This window comes from Microbacterium proteolyticum, assembly GCF_030818075.1.
GTDB lineage: Bacteria > Actinomycetota > Actinomycetes > Actinomycetales > Microbacteriaceae > Microbacterium > Microbacterium proteolyticum_A.
Genome location: NZ_JAUSZZ010000001.1, coordinates 2,733,341 through 2,754,104 on the forward strand (window position 1 = coordinate 2,733,341; position 20,764 = coordinate 2,754,104).

At 70.5% G+C, this 20,764-nt stretch carries 20 protein-coding genes; 6 read left to right on the forward strand and 14 right to left on the reverse strand.

Annotated features, from left to right (window positions below):
- Positions 1-404: 404 nt before the first annotated feature.
- Both QE392_RS12710 and QE392_RS12715 read left to right on the forward strand, forming a co-directional pair.
- Positions 405-689 (forward strand): hypothetical protein, encoded by a 285-nt coding sequence (locus QE392_RS12710; RefSeq protein WP_307452253.1) that lies wholly within the window; start codon positions 405-407, stop codon positions 687-689.
- A gap of 57 nt (positions 690-746) precedes the next feature.
- The gene (locus QE392_RS12715; RefSeq protein WP_307452255.1) at positions 747-1,829 is read left to right on the forward strand and encodes a GNAT family N-acetyltransferase; all 1,083 of its coding nucleotides are present in this window, start codon (positions 747-749) and stop codon (positions 1,827-1,829) included.
- A gap of 118 nt (positions 1,830-1,947) precedes the next feature.
- Here QE392_RS12715 and mutM read toward each other — a convergent pair whose 3' ends face one another.
- The 6 genes from mutM to QE392_RS12745 all read right to left on the reverse strand — a co-directional run bounded on the left by mutM (position 1,948) and on the right by QE392_RS12745 (position 7,477).
- Complete coding sequence (mutM, locus tag QE392_RS12720) at positions 1,948-2,838, reverse strand: bifunctional DNA-formamidopyrimidine glycosylase/DNA-(apurinic or apyrimidinic site) lyase (protein ID WP_307452257.1); 891 nt, start codon at positions 2,836-2,838, stop codon at positions 1,948-1,950.
- Positions 2,831-3,523, reverse strand: coding sequence for a ribonuclease III (gene rnc, locus QE392_RS12725; protein WP_307452259.1), 693 nt, complete (start codon positions 3,521-3,523; stop codon positions 2,831-2,833). Before rnc ends, mutM begins: the two co-directional genes overlap by 8 nt.
- 10 nt (positions 3,524-3,533) lie before the next feature.
- Positions 3,534-3,743 (reverse strand): 50S ribosomal protein L32, encoded by a 210-nt coding sequence (rpmF, locus tag QE392_RS12730; RefSeq protein WP_013586329.1) that lies wholly within the window; start codon positions 3,741-3,743, stop codon positions 3,534-3,536.
- Between the two features lie 2 nt (positions 3,744-3,745).
- Complete coding sequence (locus tag QE392_RS12735; RefSeq protein ID WP_307454142.1) at positions 3,746-4,240, reverse strand: YceD family protein; 495 nt, start codon at positions 4,238-4,240, stop codon at positions 3,746-3,748.
- 446 nt (positions 4,241-4,686) lie between these two features.
- Positions 4,687-5,184 carry a pantetheine-phosphate adenylyltransferase gene (gene coaD, locus QE392_RS12740; RefSeq protein WP_307452261.1) on the reverse strand — a complete coding sequence of 166 codons (498 nt, stop codon included), beginning with the start codon at positions 5,182-5,184 and terminating at the stop codon, positions 4,687-4,689.
- Positions 5,185-5,290: 106 nt separating this feature from the next.
- Positions 5,291-7,477, reverse strand: coding sequence for an ATP-dependent DNA helicase RecG (locus tag QE392_RS12745; protein ID WP_307452263.1), 2,187 nt, complete (start codon positions 7,475-7,477; stop codon positions 5,291-5,293).
- A 147-nt stretch (positions 7,478-7,624) separates the two neighbouring features.
- Between QE392_RS12745 and rsmD the strand changes: the two genes are divergently transcribed.
- The gene (gene rsmD / locus QE392_RS12750) at positions 7,625-8,188 is read left to right on the forward strand and encodes a 16S rRNA (guanine(966)-N(2))-methyltransferase RsmD (RefSeq protein ID WP_307452265.1); all 564 of its coding nucleotides are present in this window, start codon (positions 7,625-7,627) and stop codon (positions 8,186-8,188) included.
- Positions 8,189-8,206: 18 nt separating this feature from the next.
- Here rsmD and thiL read toward each other — a convergent pair whose 3' ends face one another.
- Complete coding sequence (gene thiL / locus QE392_RS12755) at positions 8,207-9,211, reverse strand: thiamine-phosphate kinase (RefSeq protein WP_307452268.1); 1,005 nt, start codon at positions 9,209-9,211, stop codon at positions 8,207-8,209.
- A 25-nt stretch (positions 9,212-9,236) separates the two neighbouring features.
- On the opposite strand from thiL, the gene QE392_RS12760 reads away from it, so the two are divergent.
- Positions 9,237-9,746 carry a DUF3515 family protein gene (locus tag QE392_RS12760; RefSeq protein WP_307452270.1) on the forward strand — a complete coding sequence of 170 codons (510 nt, stop codon included), beginning with the start codon at positions 9,237-9,239 and terminating at the stop codon, positions 9,744-9,746.
- Between the two features lie 314 nt (positions 9,747-10,060).
- On the opposite strand, the gene QE392_RS12765 is transcribed toward QE392_RS12760, so the two are convergent.
- The 6 genes from QE392_RS12765 to leuC all read right to left on the reverse strand — a co-directional run bounded on the left by QE392_RS12765 (position 10,061) and on the right by leuC (position 16,507).
- On the reverse strand, positions 10,061-11,146 hold the full coding sequence (locus QE392_RS12765) for a D-alanine--D-alanine ligase family protein (protein ID WP_307452272.1): 1,086 nt from the start codon (positions 11,144-11,146) through the stop codon (positions 10,061-10,063).
- On the reverse strand, positions 11,046-12,161 hold the full coding sequence (locus QE392_RS12770; RefSeq protein ID WP_307452274.1) for an NAD(P)H-dependent glycerol-3-phosphate dehydrogenase: 1,116 nt from the start codon (positions 12,159-12,161) through the stop codon (positions 11,046-11,048). The genes QE392_RS12765 and QE392_RS12770 overlap by 101 nt, the downstream gene beginning before the upstream one ends.
- 16 nt (positions 12,162-12,177) lie before the next feature.
- Positions 12,178-12,927: a lysophospholipid acyltransferase family protein gene (locus tag QE392_RS12775; protein ID WP_373426473.1), complete on the reverse strand. Its 750-nt coding sequence runs from the start codon at positions 12,925-12,927 to the stop codon at positions 12,178-12,180.
- Positions 12,924-14,297: a UDP-N-acetylglucosamine 1-carboxyvinyltransferase gene (murA, locus tag QE392_RS12780; RefSeq protein WP_307452277.1), complete on the reverse strand. Its 1,374-nt coding sequence runs from the start codon at positions 14,295-14,297 to the stop codon at positions 12,924-12,926. Before murA ends, QE392_RS12775 begins: the two co-directional genes overlap by 4 nt.
- Before the next feature lie 64 nt (positions 14,298-14,361).
- Positions 14,362-14,958, reverse strand: a complete 597-nt coding sequence (gene leuD / locus QE392_RS12785) for a 3-isopropylmalate dehydratase small subunit (RefSeq protein ID WP_307452279.1) — start codon at positions 14,956-14,958, stop codon at positions 14,362-14,364.
- 1 nt (position 14,959) lies between these two features.
- Positions 14,960-16,507: a 3-isopropylmalate dehydratase large subunit gene (leuC, locus tag QE392_RS12790; protein ID WP_307452281.1), complete on the reverse strand. Its 1,548-nt coding sequence runs from the start codon at positions 16,505-16,507 to the stop codon at positions 14,960-14,962.
- A 228-nt stretch (positions 16,508-16,735) separates the two neighbouring features.
- Between leuC and QE392_RS12795 the strand changes: the two genes are divergently transcribed.
- Together QE392_RS12795 and QE392_RS12800 are read left to right on the forward strand one after the other, a co-directional pair.
- Positions 16,736-18,058: an O-acetylhomoserine aminocarboxypropyltransferase/cysteine synthase family protein gene (locus tag QE392_RS12795; RefSeq protein WP_307452284.1), complete on the forward strand. Its 1,323-nt coding sequence runs from the start codon at positions 16,736-16,738 to the stop codon at positions 18,056-18,058.
- Positions 18,055-19,368, forward strand: a complete 1,314-nt coding sequence (locus QE392_RS12800; RefSeq protein ID WP_307452286.1) for an LLM class flavin-dependent oxidoreductase — start codon at positions 18,055-18,057, stop codon at positions 19,366-19,368. Before QE392_RS12795 ends, QE392_RS12800 begins: the two co-directional genes overlap by 4 nt.
- 277 nt (positions 19,369-19,645) lie before the next feature.
- Here the strand turns inward: QE392_RS12800 and QE392_RS12805 are convergent, their stop codons facing one another.
- Positions 19,646-20,710 (reverse strand): TerC family protein, encoded by a 1,065-nt coding sequence (locus QE392_RS12805; protein WP_307452288.1) that lies wholly within the window; start codon positions 20,708-20,710, stop codon positions 19,646-19,648.
- Positions 20,711-20,764 lie beyond the last annotated feature (54 nt).

The following is a 20,764-nucleotide window of genomic DNA, read 5'->3' on the forward strand; positions in this document are numbered from 1 at the left end:
CCTCGCCTCACGCTAGCCGAGGACCCGCGGGAACCCGCGGCGGCGGGCCGGTCTCGGCCATCCGACGCGCCCGGATGTCGATCATTTCTGAGTGGAAGCTTGACACCGGCTGACAGCATTCGCTAGCGTCGGGGGTCGCAACCGACGTTGAGAGGAGGTCACTTCCATGATTCGCGAACCATTCGGCATCGACACCGGCTTCACCGCCGCCCCCGTGCTGTCCGCACGCATCACCGGAGTGACCATCGACGTCGGCATGCCCTCCCGTCTGGGCTGACCCGTCGCGTCGAGACGCTCGCGTCTCCGCTCTCCGTGAGCACGTCCTTCGGACGTGGTCTCGCTCGATCCTCGTGATCCTTCTTCGCGCATCTCGCGCCTTCGCACTCTCTCTACGGAGTCCCCGCATGAACGCCCTGTTCACGCGCGCGCCGCAGCACTCCTCGGCCGCGCCCACCACCCCGACCCCGTCGACCGTCACGTTCGACACCACCGCCTACCGCCCGCTCGGACCCCTCGACCGGTTGTCGCTGCGGATCGGCCTCTGGCTGCTCACCCGTCACGCTGATCGCGCGCGGGCGCTCGATCACGAGGCCGTCGCCGCTCACCGCGCACGACAGGCCGCCGAGGAGCGCGAAAAGCGCGAGCGGGCGTGGCAGAGCACAGCCGCCTTCAGTCGGCTCCCCTTCTGAACGGTGGGGGTGGCGTCCGCGCCGCCCCCACCCCTTCCCCTTCCACCGGAGACCCTCATGACCACGTCCCTGGCCGGCCTCGAGCTGCGCCCCCTTCACATCCCGTCCTCCATCGACGCCCCCGATGCCGCGGACTTCCGCGAGATGGTCCGCATCCGCAATCTCGTCTACGCCGAGATCTCCGGGCACGACGACGGCTCGATGCCCGCTGATGAGTTGCTGCCGCTGTATCAGCCCCAGCCCGATATGAAGCGGTTCGCCTGGATCGTCGTCGTCGGTGGCGACGTCGTCGGTCGCGCGGGCCTGGACCTCCCGCAGGAAGAGGGCGCTCGGACCGCGTCCTGGCTCGTCGAGCTCCGGCGCTCGGTCTGGGGCCACGGAATCGGGCGCGAGGCTTTCGCGCTCATCAAGCGCGTCGCCCGCGAGCACGGCCGGAGCATCCTGCAGTCGTGGGCGGAGCACCCCGCCGCGGACGGGCGAGTGGTCGCCGCGCCGACGGGTTTCGGGACCATCCCGCTCGACCACCCCGCCCGCTTCTTCCTGGCATCCGGCAACACTCTGGAGCAGATCGTGCGGGTCAGCGCGCTCGATCTCGTCGGCGTCCGGCCGCACCTGAAGACCCTCCTCGCCGAGGCGGAGCAGGCGGCGGCCGGGTATCGCGTGGTGCAGTGGACGCTGCCGACGCCGGACGAGTTCGTCGACGCATTCGCCGGGATGAAATCGCGCATGGTCACCGACGCACCGTCGGCCGGTCTCGAGTTCGACGAGGAGGTGTGGGATGCCGCGCGCCTGCGCCGCTACGAAGCGGGCTACCTCGACGCCGGCCGCCACATGCTCGTCACCGCCGCCCAGCACGTCGACACGGGTGAGCTCGCCGCGTTCAACGAATTGGTGATCGGCAAGGACCGCACGGCGGCGACCAGCCAGGAGGACACGCTGGTCGTCGCAGCGCACCGCGGCCACCGCCTCGGGATGCTGGTGAAGTGCGCCGGCCTGCTCGCGTGGCAGGACATCGCGCCCCACTCACCCCGCGTGATCACGTACAACGCCGAGGAGAACCGCCCGATGCTGTCGATCAACGAGCGGATCGGCTTCCGGCCGATCTCCTACGAGGGCGCCTGGAAGAAGGTGCTGACGTGATCCGCATCGCGCGAGGTGCCACAACGCATGGGCGTCACTTCCTGGCGAGCGCCACGATCGGGCACCTCGCGCGGCGGTCGCGCGACACCATCCGCCGCCGCGCCGTGGTGGCCGGGCGTCACCTCGGGCGCTGGCAGCGCGGGCAGAAGTGGCTCGAGCGATTCATGAACGACACCCGCACGATCGGGCGACCGCACCGCGGGCAGGGCTGGCCCGTCCGCCCGTAGGCGTTGAGCGAGTGCGCGAAGTAGCCGGCCTGCCCGTTGACGTTGACGTACTGCGCGTCGAAGCTCGTTCCGCCCTCGGCGAGGGCCTTCTCGAGCACCACTTGCACCTCGCCGAGCAGGCGGTTGACCGCGCGTGTCGGGAGGGCGGATGCCGGCGTCTCGGGGTGGACGCGCGCGGCCCACAGCGACTCGTCGGCGTAGATGTTGCCGATCCCGCTCGCGACGGTCTGGTCGAGCAGGACGCGCTTGATCCCCGACGACGTGCGCGCGAGCCGCGCGCGGAACCGTTTCGCGCTGAAAGCCGGGTCGAGCGGGTCGCGGCCGATGTGCGCGACCTGCGTCGGCACGCGGGCCAGGTCGGAGCCACGCCCGCCCGCGGCACCGTCGGGGGTGTCGACGAGGTCATCGATGGCGAGCGAGCCGAACGTGCGCTGATCGGCGAACACCACCGACAGGGCTCCGTGCACCGGGTGCTCGAGTTCGATGCGGATCCGCTCATGCCGCTCGTCGGGAGCACCGGGCACGCGCAGCAGCATCTGACCGCTCATCCCGAGATGAGTGACGATCGCCTCGCCATCGGTCACCGGCATCCACAGGAACTTGCCCCGTCGGACCGCGGCGCTGATGCGGCGGCCGGTGAGTTCCGCCTCGAAGTGCGCCGCTCCCCCGGTGTGCCTCGTCAGGGCGCGCTCATCGCGCACGTCGACCGACGTGATGAGCGCACCGCGGACGGCGGGTTCGAGGCCGGCACGCACGACCTCGACCTCGGGGAGTTCAGGCACGGGAGTCGAGCTCGCGCCACGCCGTAAGGGCGGCGGCCATCTCGGCCTGCTTCTTGCTCGACCCCTCGCCGGTCGCGACGAGCTCGCCGACGGTCACCGTGGCGCTGAATCGACGGTCGTGGTCGGGACCGCTCGCCTGCATGGCGTAGACCGGAGCCGACAGCCCCTGACGCGCGGCGATCTCCTGCAGGCTCGTCTTGGGGTCCATCGCCGCGCCGTAGCGTTCCGGGTCGTCCAGGAGCGGCTCGACCAGGCGCAGCACCATGGCGGTCGCGGCGTCCGGGCCGGCCGACAGGAAGGTCGCCCCGATGAGGGCCTCCATGGTGTCGGCCAGGATCGAGTCCTTGTCGCGCCCGCCGGTGAGGATCTCGCCGCGCCCGAGTCGCACGTGCGCCCCCAGGCCGATCCTGCGCGCCACCTCGGCCAGCGCGACGGTGGAGACCACGCTGGCGCGGCGCTTGGCGAGGCTTCCCTCTTCGAGTTCAGGATGCCGGGTGAACAGGCGCACCGTCACGGCCTGCCCGAGCACGGAGTCGCCGAGGAACTCCAGGCGCTCGTTGTGCGGGATGCCGCCGTTCTCGTACGCGTACGAGCGGTGCGTCAAGGCAAGAGAAAGAAGCTCGGGGTCGATGTCGACCCCGAGCTTCTGCGTGAGCGCAGAGCGCTCGACATTTCTTCGCGTCACGAAACGCCGATCAGACGTCGGCGACCTTGCGGCCCTTGTACTCGAGGAAGAGCTCGGTGCCCTGCGAGTCGGTGACGACCTTCGCCTGGTGGGGGCGGCTGTAGACGACCTTGCCGTTCTCGATGGTCTTGACCAGCGCGGGGGCTTCGGCCTTCCACTGCGCGCGACGCGAGCGGGTGTTGGAGCGGGAGACCTTCCGCTTCGGGGGGTTACCTGCCATGACTAGCTCTTCTCTGTCTTGGGGGCGGCGCGGAGCGCATCGCCGTCGTCTGGGGTGTACTGCTGGAGCGCAGCCCATCGAGGATCGACAGACGTCTGCTCCGATTCGCCGGCGCTTTCCGTCAGCCTCTCGCCCGTGTTCGGGTCGAGCCCGGGGCAGTCCGGCTGACACACCGGCTGGAACGGAAGCGACAGGACAATGGCATCCCGGACCAGATTTTCAAGATCCACGTGGTCGTCTTGAACGTCGAAGTCACTCGCTTCGGTCCCAGGATACGCGAAAAGTTCCTGGAACTCGACTTCGACAGGCTCCTCGATGTCGATCAAGCAGCGCCCGCACACACCGGTGGCCGTCGTGTCGACCGTTCCCGAGACGAGGATGCCCTCGTGCACCGACTCCAGACGCACGTCGATCTCGAGCGGCTCGGACTCGGGGACGGAGACGAGACCCTCGCCCCACTTCTCGGGAGCGGGGATCTCCAGGGAGTGCTCGCGCATCTCCCCGGGTTTGCGCTCGATGTCGCGCACGGGGAGCTGGAAAGGGCCGGGACGGTGGGTTCTCACGGTCGTCCATGCTACCCGCGCGCCCCGGGACGAGGGCCGGGCGGGGCGCTGCGTCCCCACGGGGACGGGGGCGGCAGAGTGCAGTGGCTCATTCAAACGAGGGCCGGGCGGGGCGCACCGCCCCCACGTGAACGGCGGCCCGGCAAGGTGCAGTCGCCCATAGCGACGAGGGCCAGGCAGGGCGCTGCGTCCCCACGTGAACGGCGGCCCGGCGGGGTCCAGGAGACGGCGGGGCGGGGCGGGCACGGTGCCCGCACACTCACGCATAAACGCACTTCGTGCGCAGAAACACGACGAGAGCGCGTTTCCGCGCACGGATCGCGTTTATGCGTGAGCACCGGGTCGCGGCCGGTACCCCCGCACCGGGGAGACGGGGGCGGTCAGATGCCTCGGGCGCCCGTGTCGAGGAAGCGGGCGACCGCGGGCGGGACGTACGGCGAGACGTCGCCGCCGAGCCCGGCCACCTGACGCACGAGCGAACTGGAGACGAGGGCGTGCGAGGGGTCGGGCAGGAGGAAGACCGTCTCGACGTGCGCGAGATCGCGGTTCACGATCGCCATCGGCGTCTCGTAGGCGACATCGACCTGCGAGCGGATGCCCTTCACCAGCACCTTCGCTCCGACGTCCGTGGCGTAGTCGACGAGCAGCCCCATGCTCCAGGCGGCCACGATCACGTCGCCCTCGACGCCCGCCTCGACAATCGCCTGCTCGAGCAGCCTCTGCCGTTCGGCGATCGGGAGCATCGCCTCTTTGCCGGGGTTGTGGACGACGAGGACGTGCAGCTGATCGAAGAGGCCGGCGGCACGACGGATCACGTCGAGATGTCCCAGCGTGGGCGGGTCGAACGAGCCGGGAACGACGGCGATCCGGGGATCCATGACGCCAGCCTATCGAGGCGCCCCGGCGAACGCGCCCGCCGCGGGGGCCGTCTTCTCCCGCGTCACGCCCGGACGATGCTCGCCCTCTCGCCTGCCGCGGCGGCGCTCAGGACTTGGCCAGCGCTGCGCGCTCCTCCACACCGACCCGTCGCTCGAGAGCCGCGGCGAGGCCCGGATGGCGCAGCAGCGCGGGGTCGTCGGCGAGCACGCGCTCCCCCTCCGCCCGCGCCTCGGTGATGAGGTCGGCGTCGGTCACCACCCGCAGCAGCCGCAGCGACGAACGCGCGCCCGACTGCGCCCCGCCGAGCACGTCTCCCTCACCCCGGAGCTCGAGATCGACCTCGGCCAGGGCGAAGCCGTCGAGGGTCGCGGCCACCGCCTCGACGCGCGAGCGCGCAGACGTGCCGGGCGCCGCCTCGGTCACCAGCAGGCAGAGTCCCGGCAGCCCGCCGCGGCCCACGCGCCCGCGGAGCTGATGCAGCTGCGACACGCCGAAGCGATCGGCCTCGAGGATCACCATGGTGGAGGCGTTCGGCACGTCGACGCCCACCTCGATCACGGTCGTGGCGACCAGCACGTCGATGTCGCCGCGGGCGAACGCCTGCATCACGGCATCCTTCTCGTCCGAAGGCATCTTGCCGTGCAGGATCTGCACGCGGATGCCGTCGAACGTCGGCAGACGCGAGAGCAGCGCCTCGACCTGCACCACGCCCCAGCGCGTGCGCTCGCTCTCACCGGCCGGAGGAGCGGCAGCCGCGGGGGCGTCGGCGGGCTCGTCGGTCTTCTCGTCGGCGGCGAGCTGATCGGAATCGATCGCGGCGCAGACGACGAACGCCTGGCGTCCCTGCGCGACCTCCTCGGCCACCCGGTCCCACACGCGCGCGAACCAGCTCGGCTTCTCGGCGAGGGGCGCGACGAACGACTGGATGCCGGCGCGACCGGCCGGCATGGTGCGGATGGTCGAGACGTCGAGATCGCCGAAGACCGTCATGGCGACGGTGCGCGGGATGGGCGTCGCCGTGAGCACGAGCGTGTGCGGCGAACTCCCCTTGGAGCGGAGCGCCTCGCGCTGGTCGACGCCGAAGCGGTGCTGCTCGTCGACGACGACGAACCCGAGGTCGGCGAACGTCGTCGTGGCGCTCAGGAGGGCATGCGTGCCGACCACGATCCGCGCCTGCCCCGAAGCGACGCGCAGGGCGGCGCGACGTCGCTCGGCCGCCGGCATCTGTCCCGTGAGCAGCGTCGGCATGAGCTCCGGGGCGAGCTCGGGCCCGAGCATGCGCGCGATGGAGCGCAGGTGCTGACCGGCGAGCACCTCGGTGGGCGCGATGAGCGCGGACTGACCGCCCGACTCGGCGACCTGCAGCATCGCGCGCAACGCGACGAGGGTCTTGCCGGAGCCGACCTCTCCCTGCACCAGCCGGTTCATCGGCCAGTCACCCGTGAGATCCGCGGCAAGTTGCGCGCCCACGCTCTGCTGGTCGGGCGTCAGCGCGAAGGGGAGGATCGCGTCGAACCGCTCGAGCAGACCGCCCGGAGTCGCGGGCCGCTTGGTGGCCGACAGCGCGCGCACGAACTGCCGTTGCTGCAGCAGCGCGGTCTGCAGCACGAAGGCCTCCTGCATGCGCAGGGTCGCGACCGCCGGGGGGATGTCGTCGTCGACCTCGGGCCGGTGGATCCGCTCGAGCGCGTCGCGCGCGGCCAGCAACCCCCGCCGGGCGCGGAGGCCGTCGGGCAGCGGGTCGTCGACGTCGCCGAGGGCGTCGAGCACCACCGCGATGGTCTTCTGCACGAGCGTGCTCGGCACCGAACTCGTCGCGGGATAGATCGGAATGGGGCGTCTCGCGGTGACCTCGGCCTCGGCGCGGGCCTCGGCGATGTCGTCGAACAACTCGTAGTCGGGGTTCGTCAGCTGCGTCTGGCGGCGGTACTCGCCGACCTTCCCCGAGAAGATGCCCCGTCGGCCGGGAGTGAGGTCTTTCAACCGCCACGGCTGATTGAAGAACGTCAGCGACATGCGGCCGTCGCCGTCGCTGATGACGACCTCCAGCAGGGAACCCCTCCGGTTCTGCATGCGGCGTTCGGTGGCACTGACGACCTCGGCGACGATCGTGACGGGTTCGCCCAGCGGCAGCGACGCGATCGGGGTGAGTTCGCCCCGCCGCGCGTAGCGGCGCGGGTAGTGCTCGAGCAGTTCGCCCACCGTCTTCATGCCGAACGCCCGATCGAATGCCGACGCGGTCTTGCCGCCCACGGCGCCGTCGAGCCGCGAGGCGAGCGAGAGACCGGGCATGCTCCGAGTCTAGGCAGGGCCGCCGACATCGCCGGCCGGGGGCCGGGCCGACGCACGTCCGTGCGCTCGTGGACACGGCCGGGCACCGCGCCGCGCCTGACCGCCCCGATCCCGGGTCTGCGCAGCCCGCGACTTTAGGCTGGACACGTGACGCGCATCATCTCCGGCCGCGCCGGCGGCACCGTCCTCGACGTCCCCCCGAAGGGCACGCGCCCCACGAGCGACCGGGTCCGCGAATCGCTCTTCGGCGCCCTCGAGTCCGCGGGCCTGATCGCCGACGCCCGCGTGGCGGACCTCTTCGCCGGCTCCGGTGCGCTGGGCCTGGAGAGCCTGAGCCGTGGCGCCGCGTCCGCCGATCTAATCGAGCTCTCGGCCCCGGCCGCGACGCTCATCCGCAAGAACGCCGAGCGCCTCCGCGCCGCGGGCGTCACCGCCCCCGCCCGCGTGCACCGGGCAAACGTCACGAGCTACCTCGCGGCATCCACCGCGGAGTGGGATCTCGTCTTCCTCGACCCGCCCTACGACATCGCCGATCCCGACCTGACGAAGGCGCTGGTGGCTCTCGCACCCCGTCTGAGCCCGGATGCCACGGTGATCGTGGAGCGGGCCAAGCGCTCCACGGCTCCTGACTGGGCGGCGGCGGGTCTCGCTCCCGAGCGGGACCGCGCGTACGGCGACACGACGATGTGGTGGGGCCGTCCGAACGCGTGACCCGCGGACGGGCCGGCGTCAGCCGCGTCCGGCGTCCCAGTCCCGGTACGGATCCCAGCCGGTTCGCCCCGACCACGGCTCGCCGTCGACGGTGATCGCCGTCTCCCCCCGGTGCTGCACCGTACCGATGCGGCGACCGAGGGGCTCGGCATCCGCTCCGAAGGTGACGAGGAAGCCGTGGTCCTCTCCCCCGCCGAGCGCCCGCGCCACGTCGTCGCCGAGCGTCGCGGCGTCGATCGCGATGGTCACCCCCGACGCGTCGGCGAGCCGTGTCGCATCCAGCGCGAGGCCGTCGGAGACGTCCATCATCGCCGATGCTCCGGATGCCGCCGCCCACAGCGCCTCGGCCACCGGCGGGCGTGGCGTCAGCTGACGCGACAGCGCCTTCGCGTCGGCGGAGTCGAGACCCGCGCGAGCCTCACGCGTCAGGGCGACGGGGGTGCCCTCGGCATCAGTGAACCGTCGGAACAACAGGTCGAGTCCGCGGGCCGCCTCGCCCAGCTCGCCGATGACGTAGACGCCGTCCCCCACCCGCGCGCCCGAGCGGCGCACCGGGTCGCGACCGTCGAGGCTGCCGAGGGCGGTCACCGCGATCGTGAGCGTGTCGGAGACAGTGAGGTCGCCGCCCTCGACCGCGCAATCGGGCGCGAGCTCCGCGCAGGCTGCGGCCAGGCCGTCGGCGAAACCCCGGACGAACGACACCGGCGTCGCGTCGGGCATGGCCAGAGCGACGAGCAGGGCGATCGGGCGGGCACCCATCGCGGCGACATCGGCGAGGTTGACCGCCGCCGCCTTGAAGCCGAGATCGAACGGCGACGACCACGCCAGCCGGAAGTCCGGACCGTGCACGAGCGTGTCGGTCGTGGCGACCACCCGTCCGTCGGGCACGCTCAGCACCGCGGCGTCATCGCCCGGGCCGACCGGCGCGGTGGAGGGCGGGAGGCGATCCAGGATGCGGCGCAGGATCTGCCCCTCGGACAGCTCCCCCACGGTGGTCTCACGGCTGAGCTCGGCGTCGGTCACCCTCCCACGCTATTAGCCTGGATGGGTGCCCCGCTCCGCCCGCCCCCTCGCGCTCCTGGCCGCCCTCGTCCTGGTCCCGGGGCTGGCCGCCTGCAGCACGACGGTGGCGATGGAGCCGGCGAGGCTCGCCAACGACCCCGCCTGCGCGTCGGTGATCGCCCGGCTGCCGGAGAGCATCTCGGGGCAGGAGCGACGCTGGACCGACGCGCAGGCCACGGGGGCCTGGGGCACTCCGGCATCCATCCTCATGACGTGCGGACTCGAGCCGCCGGCCCCGTCGACCCTGCCGTGCCGCACGTTCGACGGCGTGGACTGGCTGGTCGACGAGTCGCAGGCCGCCGACAACCGGTACACGCTCACGACCTTCGGCCGGAGCCCCGCCCTGCAGGTCTACCTCGACTTCGACATCGCCAGCAGCGGCGACGTCGCCCAGGCTCTCGGCCCCCTCATCCGCGAATACCTGCAGCCGACCGGCTCGGCCTGCACCGCCGCCTCCGACACCACGGCCACCCCGGCCCCGTCACCGACTCCGTAGGCCGCGGGCACGACGCCTGCTCCACCCGCGAGCGAGCGCAGCTGCGGAGGTTCCGGGCGGCACGCCGCCGCCCGCGCACGACGCACGGCGTGTCGTCCGAGACCGCTGCCGTTATGCACGGCCCGGAGACCCCTCACCCCTGCGCGCTCCGGGCGCCCGGTGGGCACGACCGCGGAGGGTGTCGGCGGCACGCCGCCGCCCGCGCACGACGCACGTCGTGTCACCCAGGAATCCCGCCGTTTCGCACGGCCCCGCCGCACGCGCGGCCGGGCGGACGAGCCGGAGCGGCGGATCGCCCGCCGCGCGTACGGGACTCAGGCTTTGGCGAGGGCTGCGTCCAGCAGGTCGCTGATCAGGTCGGGGTAGGTCAGTCCTGAGGCGATCCAGCACGTCGGGAACATCGAGATCGGCGTGAAACCGGGCATCGTGTTGACCTCGTTCACGTAGAACTCGGTACCCGTGTAGAAGAAGTCCACGCGCGCGAGGCCCTGCCCGCCGATCGCCTCGAACGCCTTCGCGGCGATACGCTGCATCTCGGCCAGCTCGCCGTCGCGAAGATCGGCGGGACACACGAGGTCGACGCCCGGCGCATCGAGGTACTTCGCCTCGAAGTCGTAGAACTCCCGGCCGGTCACCACGATCTCGCCCGCGACGCTCACGCGGACCGGTCCGCCGTCGCGCCCAGGGAGCACGCCGCACTCGACCTCGCGACCGACGATCGCCTGCTCCACGAGCACGAGCCCGTCCTCGGCGAAGGCGGTGTCGAGAGCGGCATCCAGGTCTTCCCAGCGGGAGACCTTCGATACGCCGACGCTCGACCCGGCCTCGTTGGGCTTGACGAAGACCGGAAGACCCAGCGCGCGCACGCGGCGCTCCCAGAGCGCGCGGTCGCGCGCGAGGTCGGCGCGCGTGACGGCGACCCACGGCACGACCGGGACGTTCGCCGAACGCAGCACCTGCTTGGTGACGTTCTTGTTCATGCCGATGGCCGACATGAGCACACCGCCGCCGGCGTACGGGATGCCGAGGAGTTCGAGCAGCCCCTGCACGGTGCCGTCCTCGCCGAACCGGCCGTGGAGGATCGGCAGTACGACGTCGACATCGCCGAGCGAGCGGGTGCCCTCGGCGTCGGTCACGGTCCACTCGCGCGACAGCGTCGAGTCGGGCAGCCGCACGCGCGTGCCGTTGTCGACCACCTGGGGCAGGGCCTCGGGACGCAGGGCGAACTTGTCGGGGTCGTCGTCTTCGAGGACGAAGGCGCCGTCGCGGGTGATGCCGACCGGGATCACCCGGAAGCGGTCACGGTCGATCGCCCGCAGCACCCCGCCCGCCGTGGCGGAACTGATCGAGTGCTCGCTGGAGCGCCCGCCGAAGAGCACCACCACCACCGGTTTGGTCATTCTGCGTCCTCTCGCCCTGCGGCTGGTCGTCGTCGGTCGTCAGGTGCGGCGCGATGTCTCGCGGGTCCATGGTGCCATCGAGCACCATCTTCACCTGCTGCACGATGGGCATGTCGACACCGACCTGCTTCGCGAGCTGGAGCACGGGGGCCACGGATGCCAGGCCCTCGGCGGTCTGCTGCATCTGGGCCACGACCTCCTTGTAGCCGTAGCCCTGGCCGAGCAGTCGCCCGGCGGTGTTGTTGCGGCTCAAAGGCGATTGGCACGTGGCGATGAGGTCACCGAGGCCCGCGAGACCCTGCAGCGTCTCGGGCTGTGCGCCCTGCGCCACGGCGAAGTCGGTCATCTCGACCAGGCCCCGCGTGATGATGGACGCCTTGGTGTTCTCGCCGTAGCCGACACCGTCGACGATGCCGATCGCCACGGCGATGAGGTTCTTGAGCACCCCGCCGAACTCGGTTCCGATGACGTCGGTGTTCACGAACGAGCGGAAGTACCGGTTGCGCGCGCGCCGGGCGACGGCCTCGGCCGTCTCGGGGCTCAGCGAGCTGATGACCGCGGCGGTGGGCTGCTCCCGGGCGATCTCGAGGGCGAGGTTGGGACCGGATGCCACGGCGATGCGAGCCGGATCGCACTGCAGCACCTGCTCGATGACCTGGCTCATGCGCAGGCCCGTCGACTTCTCCACGCCCTTCATGAGCGAGACGATGGGCACATCGGTGCGCTCGACGTACGGCTTGATCGCCGCGAGGTTCTCGCGCAGCGACTGGCTCGGCACCGACAGGTAGATCTGCTCCGCGTCGCGAAGCGCCTCGGCCAGGTCGGTGGTCGCCGTCATGGTGCGCGGCAGGTTGATGCCGGACAGGTAGCGGCTGTTGCGCTTGGACTCGGTGATCTCGGCCGCGAGCTCCGGACGGCGCGCCCACATGACGACGGACGCCCCGCCGTCGGCGAGGATCTTGCCGAACGTGGTGCCCCAGCTCCCGGCGCCGACGACGGCGACTTTGGGTCCCACCGCGGGAGCGGAGTTCTTACGACTCAAGGCGACCCGTCTCGTTCTGTCCGTGCTTCGCCGGATCCCAGCGTTCCGCCGGCGCGGGCAGCCCCCGGATGCCGGAGAGCATCGACGCGATCCGGTTCATCATCGCGTCGGTCGCTGCGACCAGGGCCGACGGTTGCGGAGGGGTTCCCGCGTAGGGCGACAGGTCCATCGGCGGGCCGAACTCCACCACGACGTGCGAGCGCCGCGGGAACTTCAGCTTGCCGTAGCGCGGCAGGATCTGCTGCACGCCCCACTGCGCCACGGGAATGAGCGGCAGATCGCCGGCCAGCGCGAGGCGGACGGCTCCGGTCTTCCCTCGCATGGGCCACAGATCGGGGTCGCGCGTGAGCGTCCCCTCGGCGTAGACGATCACGCCGCGGCCGTCCCGCGCGATCTGCTCGGCGGCCTTCATCGACTGGCTCGCACCCGATGATGTGCGCGGCACCGGCACCATGCCCGTGGCCTTGAGCGCCGCGCCGAGCACGGGAGCCCGGAAGAGACTCTCCTTCGCCATGAAGCGCGGCGCGCGCCCGAGCCGCCACACGGCGACCGCCACGACGAGCGGGTCGAACTCCGAGTTGTGGTTCGACGCGAGCACGTACGCGCCCTCGCGCGGCAGATTCTCGGCGCCCCGGATCTCGATGCGGGCGAACAGGCCCACGGCGGGCACGATGATGGCCGCGAGCGGCCAGAAGATGCTCGGGCGGCTCGTCTCGGGGGTTGCGGTCACCGCCGTCACCCGACGACGTCGAAGTCGGCGTCGAGCGCGGTGAGCTTCTCGAGGAACTTCTCGTAGCCCCGGCGGATGATCCCGATGTTGCGCACGGTCGACTCGCCCTGGGCGGCGAGGGCCGCGATGACGTAGCTGTACCCGCCTCGCAGGTCGGGGACCTCGACGTCGGCGGCGTGCAGAGGCGTGGGGCCGTTGATGACAGCGGCCTGTTCGAGGTCTCGGCGCGGGACGCGTCGGTCGGGGCTGTCGAGACCCTTGGGGTGAACGACGATGTCGGCGCCCATCTTGTTCAGCGCCTCCGTGAACCCGAGGCGGTTCTCGTACACGGTCTCGTGGACCACGGACGTGCCCGCCGCCTGGGTGAGGGCGACGATGAGCGGCTGCTGCCAGTCGGTCATGAAGCCGGGGTGCACGTCGGTCTCGACCATGACGGGCTTCAGTTCGTCGCCCCGACGGAACAGGATGCCGTCCTCCCGGACGTCGAACCAGCCGCCGGCCTTGCGGAACACGTTGAGGAAGGTGAGCATGTCCTGCTGGCGGGCGCCGCGGGCGAAGATCTCCCCGTCGGTCGCCAGCGCGGCGCACGCCCAGGAGGCGGCTTCGTTGCGGTCGAAGATCGCCCGGTGGTCGTACCCCTCGAGGCGATCGACGCCCTCGATGAAGATCACGCGGTTCGGCTCGTAGGAGATGATCGCGCCCATCTTCTGCAGGACGGCGATGAGGTCCATGATCTCGGGCTCGATCGCGGCGTTGCGCAGCTCCGTCACGCCCTTCGCGCGAACCGCGGTGAGCAACACCTGCTCCGTCGCCCCGACGCTCGGGTACGGCAGCGTGATGTTCGCCCCGTGCAGCCCGTCGGGCGCGGTGATGCGGATGCCCTCGTAGCTCTTGTCGACCACGGCGCCGAAGGCGCGCAGGGCATCCATGTGGAAGTTGATCGGCCGGTCGCCGATGCGGCATCCGCCGAGGTCGGGGATGAGCGCTTCACCGAGCAGGTGGAGCAGCGGGCCGCAGAAGAGGATCGGGATGCGCGAGGCGCCCGCGTGGGCGTCGATCTCCTCGAAGTGCGCGGCGACGGCGCCCGAGGGGTCGAGGTGCAGCGTGCCCTCTTCGTCCCCCTCGGTCACCGTCACACCGTGCACTTCGAGGAGCGATCGCACGACCTTCACGTCGCTGATCATCGGCACGTCGCGCAGCGTGCTCGTCGAGTCTCCGAGCAGCGCCGCCACCATCGCCTTGGTGACGAGGTTCTTCGCCCCCTTGACCTCGACCGTGCCCCGCAGCGGACGACCGCCGCGGATGGTGAGGGTCTCCGCCGCCTCCCAGTCCGGCTGACCGATGCTGTGCTCTCCGGTATCGCTGACGAGTGTGCTCATAGGGGGGTGGACCTCACTTCGTGGACGAGGGGCGGCGAATCGACCCCGATCGGGTCGATCGGACTCAGCGGACCGGAAGGGTCCGCGGCCGCCATGCCTCGCGGCGCGCCTCGAACTGCGTGATCTTGTCTTCGTCGCGCAGCGTGAGCCCGATGTCGTCGAGCCCTTCGAGAAGCCGCCACCTAGTGTAATCGTCGATGTCGAACGACACCTGGAGGTCGCCCACCGTCGCGGTCTTCGCCTGCAGGTCGACGGTCATCTCGATGCCCGGCTGCGCCTCGATCGCGGACCAGACGCGCTCCAGATCGTCTTCGCTGATCACGCCGGTGACAAGGCCCTGCTTGCCTGAGTTGCCGCGGAAGATGTCGGCGAACTTGGGGCTCAGCACCACCTTGAAGCCGTAATCGCGCAGCGCCCAGACCGCATGCTCGCGGCTCGAGCCGGTGCCGAAGTCCGGGCCCGCGACGAGGACGGATGCCGAGCGGTACGCGTCCTGGTTCAAGACGAATTCCGCATCCTGACGCCAGTTGGCGAAAAGCGCGTCGTCGAAGCCGGTCTTGGTCACGCGCTTCAGGAAGACCGCGGGAATGATCTGGTCGGTGTCGACGGCCGAACGCTTCAGCGGGGCGGCGACGCCGGTGTGCGTGGTGAACTTCTCCATGTCAGGCCTCCGCCCCGGTCGAAACGGATGCGTCGGTGCGGATCAGCGTGCCCTCCGTTGTTTCGGTCCCTGAGCCTGTCGAAGGGCGGTGCCCTGAGCCTGTCGAAGGGTCGAGGTCCGCCGGGCTCGACAGCGTGCCGCGCACGGCCGTGGCCGCCGCGACGAGCGGCGAGACGAGGTGCGTGCGCCCGCCCTTGCCCTGACGGCCCTCGAAGTTGCGGTTCGAGGTCGAGGCGCACCGCTCCCCCGGCGCCAGCTGATCGGGGTTCATGCCCAGGCACATCGAGCATCCGGCGAAGCGCCATTCGGCCCCGAAGTCGGTGAACACCTTGTCGAGGCCCTCGGCCTCGGCCTCGAGGCGCACGCGCGCCGAGCCCGGCACCACCATCACGCGCACGTTCTCGGCCTTGGTGCGGCCCTGGATGACGGAGGCGAACGCGCGGAGGTCTTCGATACGACTGTTGGTGCACGAGCCCATGAACACGGCATCCACGGGGATGTCCTTCATCGGGGTGCCGGCCTGAAGGTCCATGTACTCGAGAGCCCGCTCGGCGGCGGCGCGCTCGTTGGGGTCGGTGATGTCGGCCGGGGTGGGCACGACATCCGACAGCGAGACACCCTGACCGGGGTTCGTCCCCCAGGTCACGAACGGCTCGAGCTCGTTCGCGTCGAGGAACACCTCGGCGTCGTAGACGGCGCCCTCGTCGCTCGGGAGCGTACGCCAGTAGGCGACCGCGTCGTCCCAGTCCTGACCCTGCGGGGCGTGCGGCTTGTCCTTGACGTAGGCGAAGGTCGTCTCGTCGGGCGCGATCATGCCGGCGCGCGCACCGGCCTCGATCGACATGTTGCACATGGTCATGCGCCCCTCCATCGAGAGGGAGCGGATGGCGCTGCCGCGGAACTCCAGCACGTAGCCCTGGCCGCCGTTGGCGCCGATCTTGGCGATGATCGCGAGGATGATGTCCTTCGCCGTCACGCCGGGCTTCAGCTCGCCCTCGACCGTGATGGCCATCGTCTTGAAAGGCTTGAGCGGCAGCGTCTGCGTCGCGAGCACGTGCTCGACCTCGCTCGTGCCGATGCCGAAGGCCATAGCTCCGAACGCACCGTGCGTCGAGGTGTGCGAGTCACCGCACACGACGGTGATGCCGGGCATGGTGAGCCCCAGCTGCGGACCCACGACGTGGACGATGCCCTGTTCCTTGTCGCCGAGCGAGTGAATGCGCACGTCGAACTCGGCGGCGTTGCGACGCAGCGTCTCGATCTGCGTCCGGCTGGTGAGATCGGCGATCGGCTTGTCGATGTCGAGCGTCGGGGTGTTGTGGTCTTCGGTGGCGATGGTCAGGTCGAGACGACGCACAGGGCGCCCCTCGGCCCGGAGCCCGTCGAACGCCTGCGGGCTCGTCACTTCGTGGACGAGGTGCAAGTCGATGTAGATCAGATCGGGCTGACCGTCCTCGCCCTTGACCACGAGATGGTCGTCCCAGACCTTCTCGGCCAGGGTGCGGGGGCGGTCCGGAATCCGGATGCCATCGATCGGGGTGCTGCTCATGGTTGCGTTTCTCCTCGGAAGGGGTGTGAGGCCCGCGACGAACTCCGCGACGAGAAAGGCCTAGAACAAGGTCTCGTCGCGGCCGCTAAGGAGGAGGCCGGCGATCCGCACCTGGTCACGATACCACCGGGCCGGTCGAGGGCTCCTCGTAACACGACGCCGCACGTTTCGGTCGGGTGCCGGGAGACGTGCGAGCCTGGGCCGACCCGAAGGAAGGAGCGTGCCCCGATGGCCGCAGACGCCGCGAACGGATTCTCGACGCGACAGGTGCACGCCGGTTCCGCGACCGCCCCCGCCACCCCGCGCGCGACGCCGATCTACCTGACCGCCGGCTTCACCTTCAGCGACCTGGAGGAATCCGCCGCGCACTTCGGCACCGGCGCCGGCTTCGGCTACACCCGCACCGGCAACCCCACCGTGCAGGCCGTCGAGGAGCGCCTGGCCTCGCTCGAGGGCGGAGATCAGGCCGTCCTCGTCTCCAGCGGACAGGCCGCGGTGACCGTGGCTCTGCTCGCCCTGGCAGGCGCCGGCGACCATGTCGTGGTCTCGGAGCACATCTACGAGGGAACGCGCGGTCTGTTGCTCGACAACCTGTCGCGCCTGGGCATCGAGACGACGTTCGTCGACACGGACGATCTCGCCGCATGGCGGGATGCCATCACGCCGCGCACCAGGGCCCTCTTCGCGGAGACATTGTCGAACGCGCGCAACGACGTGCTCGACATCGCCGCGGTCTCGGCGGTCGGCCGGGAGTTCGGCATCCCGCTCGTGGTCGACAGCACCTTCACGACGCCGTACCTGCTGCGCCCGATCGAACACGGTGCGGCCGTCGTCGTCCACTCCGCGAGCAAGTTCCTCGCGGGGCAGGGCGCGGTGCTCGGCGGCGTGATCGTGGACGACGGACGCTTCGACGCCGTGGCGTCCGGTGCGCGCTTCCCCCACCTCGTGCAGGCTGATCGGCTGGGTGGCGCGAGCTACGCCGAGAAGCACGGCGCCCGAGCCCGGGGCGCCTACATCCGCGAGAGCGTCGCCCCCCGGTTCGGGCCGGCGCCGTCGCCGTTGAACGCCTTCCTCATCGGACAGGGCATCGAGACGCTGAGCCTGCGGGTGGAGCGGCAATCGCAGAACGCCCTGGCCGTCGCGCGGTGGCTGACGCAGCATCCCGAGGTGGAGCGCGTCGACTACGTCGGCCTCGAGTCGCACCCCGACTTCGAGCGCGGACGCCAGTACCTCACCCGCGGCAGCGGCTCGGTGTTCACCGTGACGCTCCGCGGCGGTCTCGAAGCGGCGCGCCACGTCGTGCAGTCGGTGAAGCTCATCACGCACATGACCCACTTGGGCGACGTGCGCTCGCTGGTGCTGCACCCGCAGAGCACCTCGCACGCCGCGCGGACCATCGAGGAGCGCGAACGCGCGGGAGTGTTCCCCGGCACGATCCGCTTGTCCATCGGCATCGAGGACATCGACGACATCATCGCCGACCTCGCCCAGGCACTCGGCTCCCTGGCATCCGTGCCCACCGCCCCGGTCCGCGAGGTGGTCGTGCTGTGACCCGGTTGCAGCACTTCGGATGGTTCCTCGCGCGCGGGTTCGGCCCACACGGCTGGGGGCACCCGTACCTGCGCTGGAACCACCGGTGGACCGAGCCCGGTCTCTACCAGGACTCGGCGCGCACGCTCGAGCAGGCCGGCTTCGACCTGGTGATCATCGAGGACGCGCCCTCGCTCGGGAGCGCCGAGACCATCGACCTGCGCGTGCGTCACGCCTTCGGTGGGCCGAAGCACGACCCCCTGCTGCTCGCGCCCTACCTGTTCGCGGCGACGCAGCACCTGGGCGTCGTGCCGACGGTGAACCCTGCCGCCTCCCTGCCGTACACGGCGGCCCGGCAGTTCGCCACGCTTCAGCACCTCAGCGGCCATCGCCTCGGGCTCAACGTCGTCACCGACACCGGTAGCGCCCGCCACTTCTCCACGGCGCCGCAGCTCGGGCACGACGCGGCGTACGACCGCGCCGAGGAGTGGCTCGACGGCATCCGGCAGCTGTGGCGCAGCTGGGGCGACGGCGCCCTGGTCGTCGACGAGGAGTCCGGCGTCTACGCCGACGGGACGAAGCTGGATGCCACGCCCCACCGCGGCGAGTACTTCGGGTTCGACGGGCCGCTGAACGCCGTCCCCTTCACCGACGGCGAGCCGGCGATCGTGTCCCCCGGCGGCTCCGGCCGCGGGCTGTCGTTCGCCGGGCGAAACTCCGACGTGCAGCTCGCCCTTGCACCCCTCGACGAAGCCAGCATCCGCGCCTACCGCGGGAAGATCCATGCCGCGGCCGAGGCCGCGGGGCGCGCAGCCGACGACATCAAGATCCTGTTCGCCATCCAGCCCGTCCTCGTCTCGTCGCCGGAGGAGGCCGATCGCCTGGTCGCGGCATCCGCGGATCCGTCCGACGAGGCGCTCGTCGCCGTCGCCCGCAAGCAGTCGAGCGACCTCGAGACCGACCTCACCGGCCTCGACCTCGATCGGCCGCTCGACCGCTCGATCTTCGGCGAGCACGTGTCGGAGGGCAGCATCAAGCGGTTGGTCGGTGCGCATGACGCGGACGCGCCCCTGCGGACGCTGCTCGCCGCGCACGCGCGTCTGGGCCGGTTGCGCGACGGATCGGGCTTCGTGGGCACGGCCGACGAGTTCGCCGACCGCATCGAGGAACTCGGAACGTGGGGCAACGACGGCGTGCTGCTGTGGGGCGATCTGCACCCGGTCACCGTGCACCGCGCCCTCGACGATCTCGTGCCGATCCTGCGCCGGCGCGGCATCCTGCGCGAGGAGTACGTCGACGGCGGTCTGCAGGCGAACCTGCGCGCGTTCTGAGCCGCCCTCGCGGTGGTGGGTCCCGGGTAGCCGGGCCTGGTCAGCACGGACATGTCCCACTCTGTGCAGGGAAAGTCCGCCGATCCTGCACGAAGTGGGACAAGCCTTCGACAGTCAGAGGAGCGTGTCCCACTCCGTGCAGATTCAGCCTGTCGATCCTGCACGAAGCGGGACAAGCCTCCGACAGCCAGAGGAGCGTGTCCCACTCTGTGCAGGGAAAGTCCGCCGATCCTGCACGAAGTGGGACACGGACGGACCTGGAGGCGAGGATGCCGGGTCAGTCGCGGTGCGGCTGCTCCACCGTCGAGGGCGTGCCCTTCTCGTCGGCGACCTCGGCAGCGGCATCCTGAGCTCCGACGGCGGAGGGCTCGCGGCGCGCGGCGATGAGGCTGGCGACCGTCGCCACCGCCATCGACAGGATGATCACGGCCAGCGACACCCACGTCGAGATCTCGGGGGCCCACTCGATGTGCTCGCCGCCGTTGAGGAACGGCAGCTCGTTGACGTGCATCGCGTGGAGGATGAGCTTCACGCCGATGAAGGCGAGGATGAACGCGATGCCGTAGTGCAGATACTTGAGACGATCCAGCAGGTCGCCGAGCAGGAAGTACAGCTGGCGAAGGCCCATCAGCGCGAAGAGGTTCGCGGTGAACACGATGAACGGGCTCTGCGTGATGCCGAAGATCGCGGGGATCGAGTCGATCGCGAAGAGCAGGTCGGTGACGCCGATCGCGACGAAGACGATGATCATCGGGGTGAAGAGCTTCTTGCCGTCGACGCGGGTGATGATCTTCTTGCCGTCGTACGCGTCGCTCATGGGCAGCACGCGGCGAAGCGTGCGCACGATGAGGTTCTCCTTCTTGGTGTCGTCGTCGTGGTCGTCACCGGGGAACGCCTGGCGGATCGCGGTGTAGATGAGGAACAGGCCGAACAGGTAGAACACCGGGCTGAAGTTCTCGATGATCGTCGCGCCGACGAGGATGAACGCCCCGCGCAGCACGAGCGCGACGATGATGCCCACCATCAGCACCTCCTGCTGATACCGGCGCGGCACGGCGAACTGCCCCATGATCAGCACGAAGACGAAGAGGTTGTCGATCGACAGGCTGTACTCGGTGAGCCACCCCGCCACGAATTGCCCCGCGACCTCTCCCCCGGCGACGATCCACAGGATGCCGGCGAAGATCAGCGCGAGGGTGACGTAGAACACGACCCACAGGGTCGATTCCTTCGGCGAGGGGATGTGCGGCCGTTTCAGGATGATCAGCAGATCGGCGACCAGGATCACCACCAGCACCACGAGGGTGATCGTCTGGAAGAGCGGGTCCAGCTGCAGCTCCATCGCGGGCCTTTCGTCGGGGAAACGCTCGAGTTTATCCGCCCGAGGACACGGCCC

Bases quoted from the DNA above. Each gene is read 5' to 3' on its own strand.
- QE392_RS12710 (WP_307452253.1), top strand. From the start codon at position 405: ATGAACGCCCTGTTCACGCGCGCGCCGCAGCACTCCTCGGCCGCGCCC.
- QE392_RS12715 (WP_307452255.1), top strand. From the start codon at position 747: ATGACCACGTCCCTGGCCGGCCTCGAGCTGCGCCCCCTTCACATCCCG.
- rpmF (WP_013586329.1), bottom strand. From the start codon at position 3,743: ATGGCAGGTAACCCCCCGAAGCGGAAGGTCTCCCGCTCCAACACCCGC.
- QE392_RS12735 (WP_307454142.1), bottom strand. From the start codon at position 4,240: ATGCGCGAGCACTCCCTGGAGATCCCCGCTCCCGAGAAGTGGGGCGAG.
- coaD (WP_307452261.1), bottom strand. From the start codon at position 5,184: ATGGATCCCCGGATCGCCGTCGTTCCCGGCTCGTTCGACCCGCCCACG.
- QE392_RS12745 (WP_307452263.1), bottom strand. From the start codon at position 7,477: ATGCCCGGTCTCTCGCTCGCCTCGCGGCTCGACGGCGCCGTGGGCGGC.
- QE392_RS12765 (WP_307452272.1), bottom strand. From the start codon at position 11,146: ATGACCAAACCGGTGGTGGTGGTGCTCTTCGGCGGGCGCTCCAGCGAG.
- murA (WP_307452277.1), bottom strand. From the start codon at position 14,297: ATGAGCACACTCGTCAGCGATACCGGAGAGCACAGCATCGGTCAGCCG.
- leuD (WP_307452279.1), bottom strand. From the start codon at position 14,958: ATGGAGAAGTTCACCACGCACACCGGCGTCGCCGCCCCGCTGAAGCGT.
- leuC (WP_307452281.1), bottom strand. From the start codon at position 16,507: ATGAGCAGCACCCCGATCGATGGCATCCGGATTCCGGACCGCCCCCGC.
- QE392_RS12795 (WP_307452284.1), top strand. From the start codon at position 16,736: ATGGCCGCAGACGCCGCGAACGGATTCTCGACGCGACAGGTGCACGCC.
- QE392_RS12805 (WP_307452288.1), bottom strand. From the start codon at position 20,710: ATGGAGCTGCAGCTGGACCCGCTCTTCCAGACGATCACCCTCGTGGTG.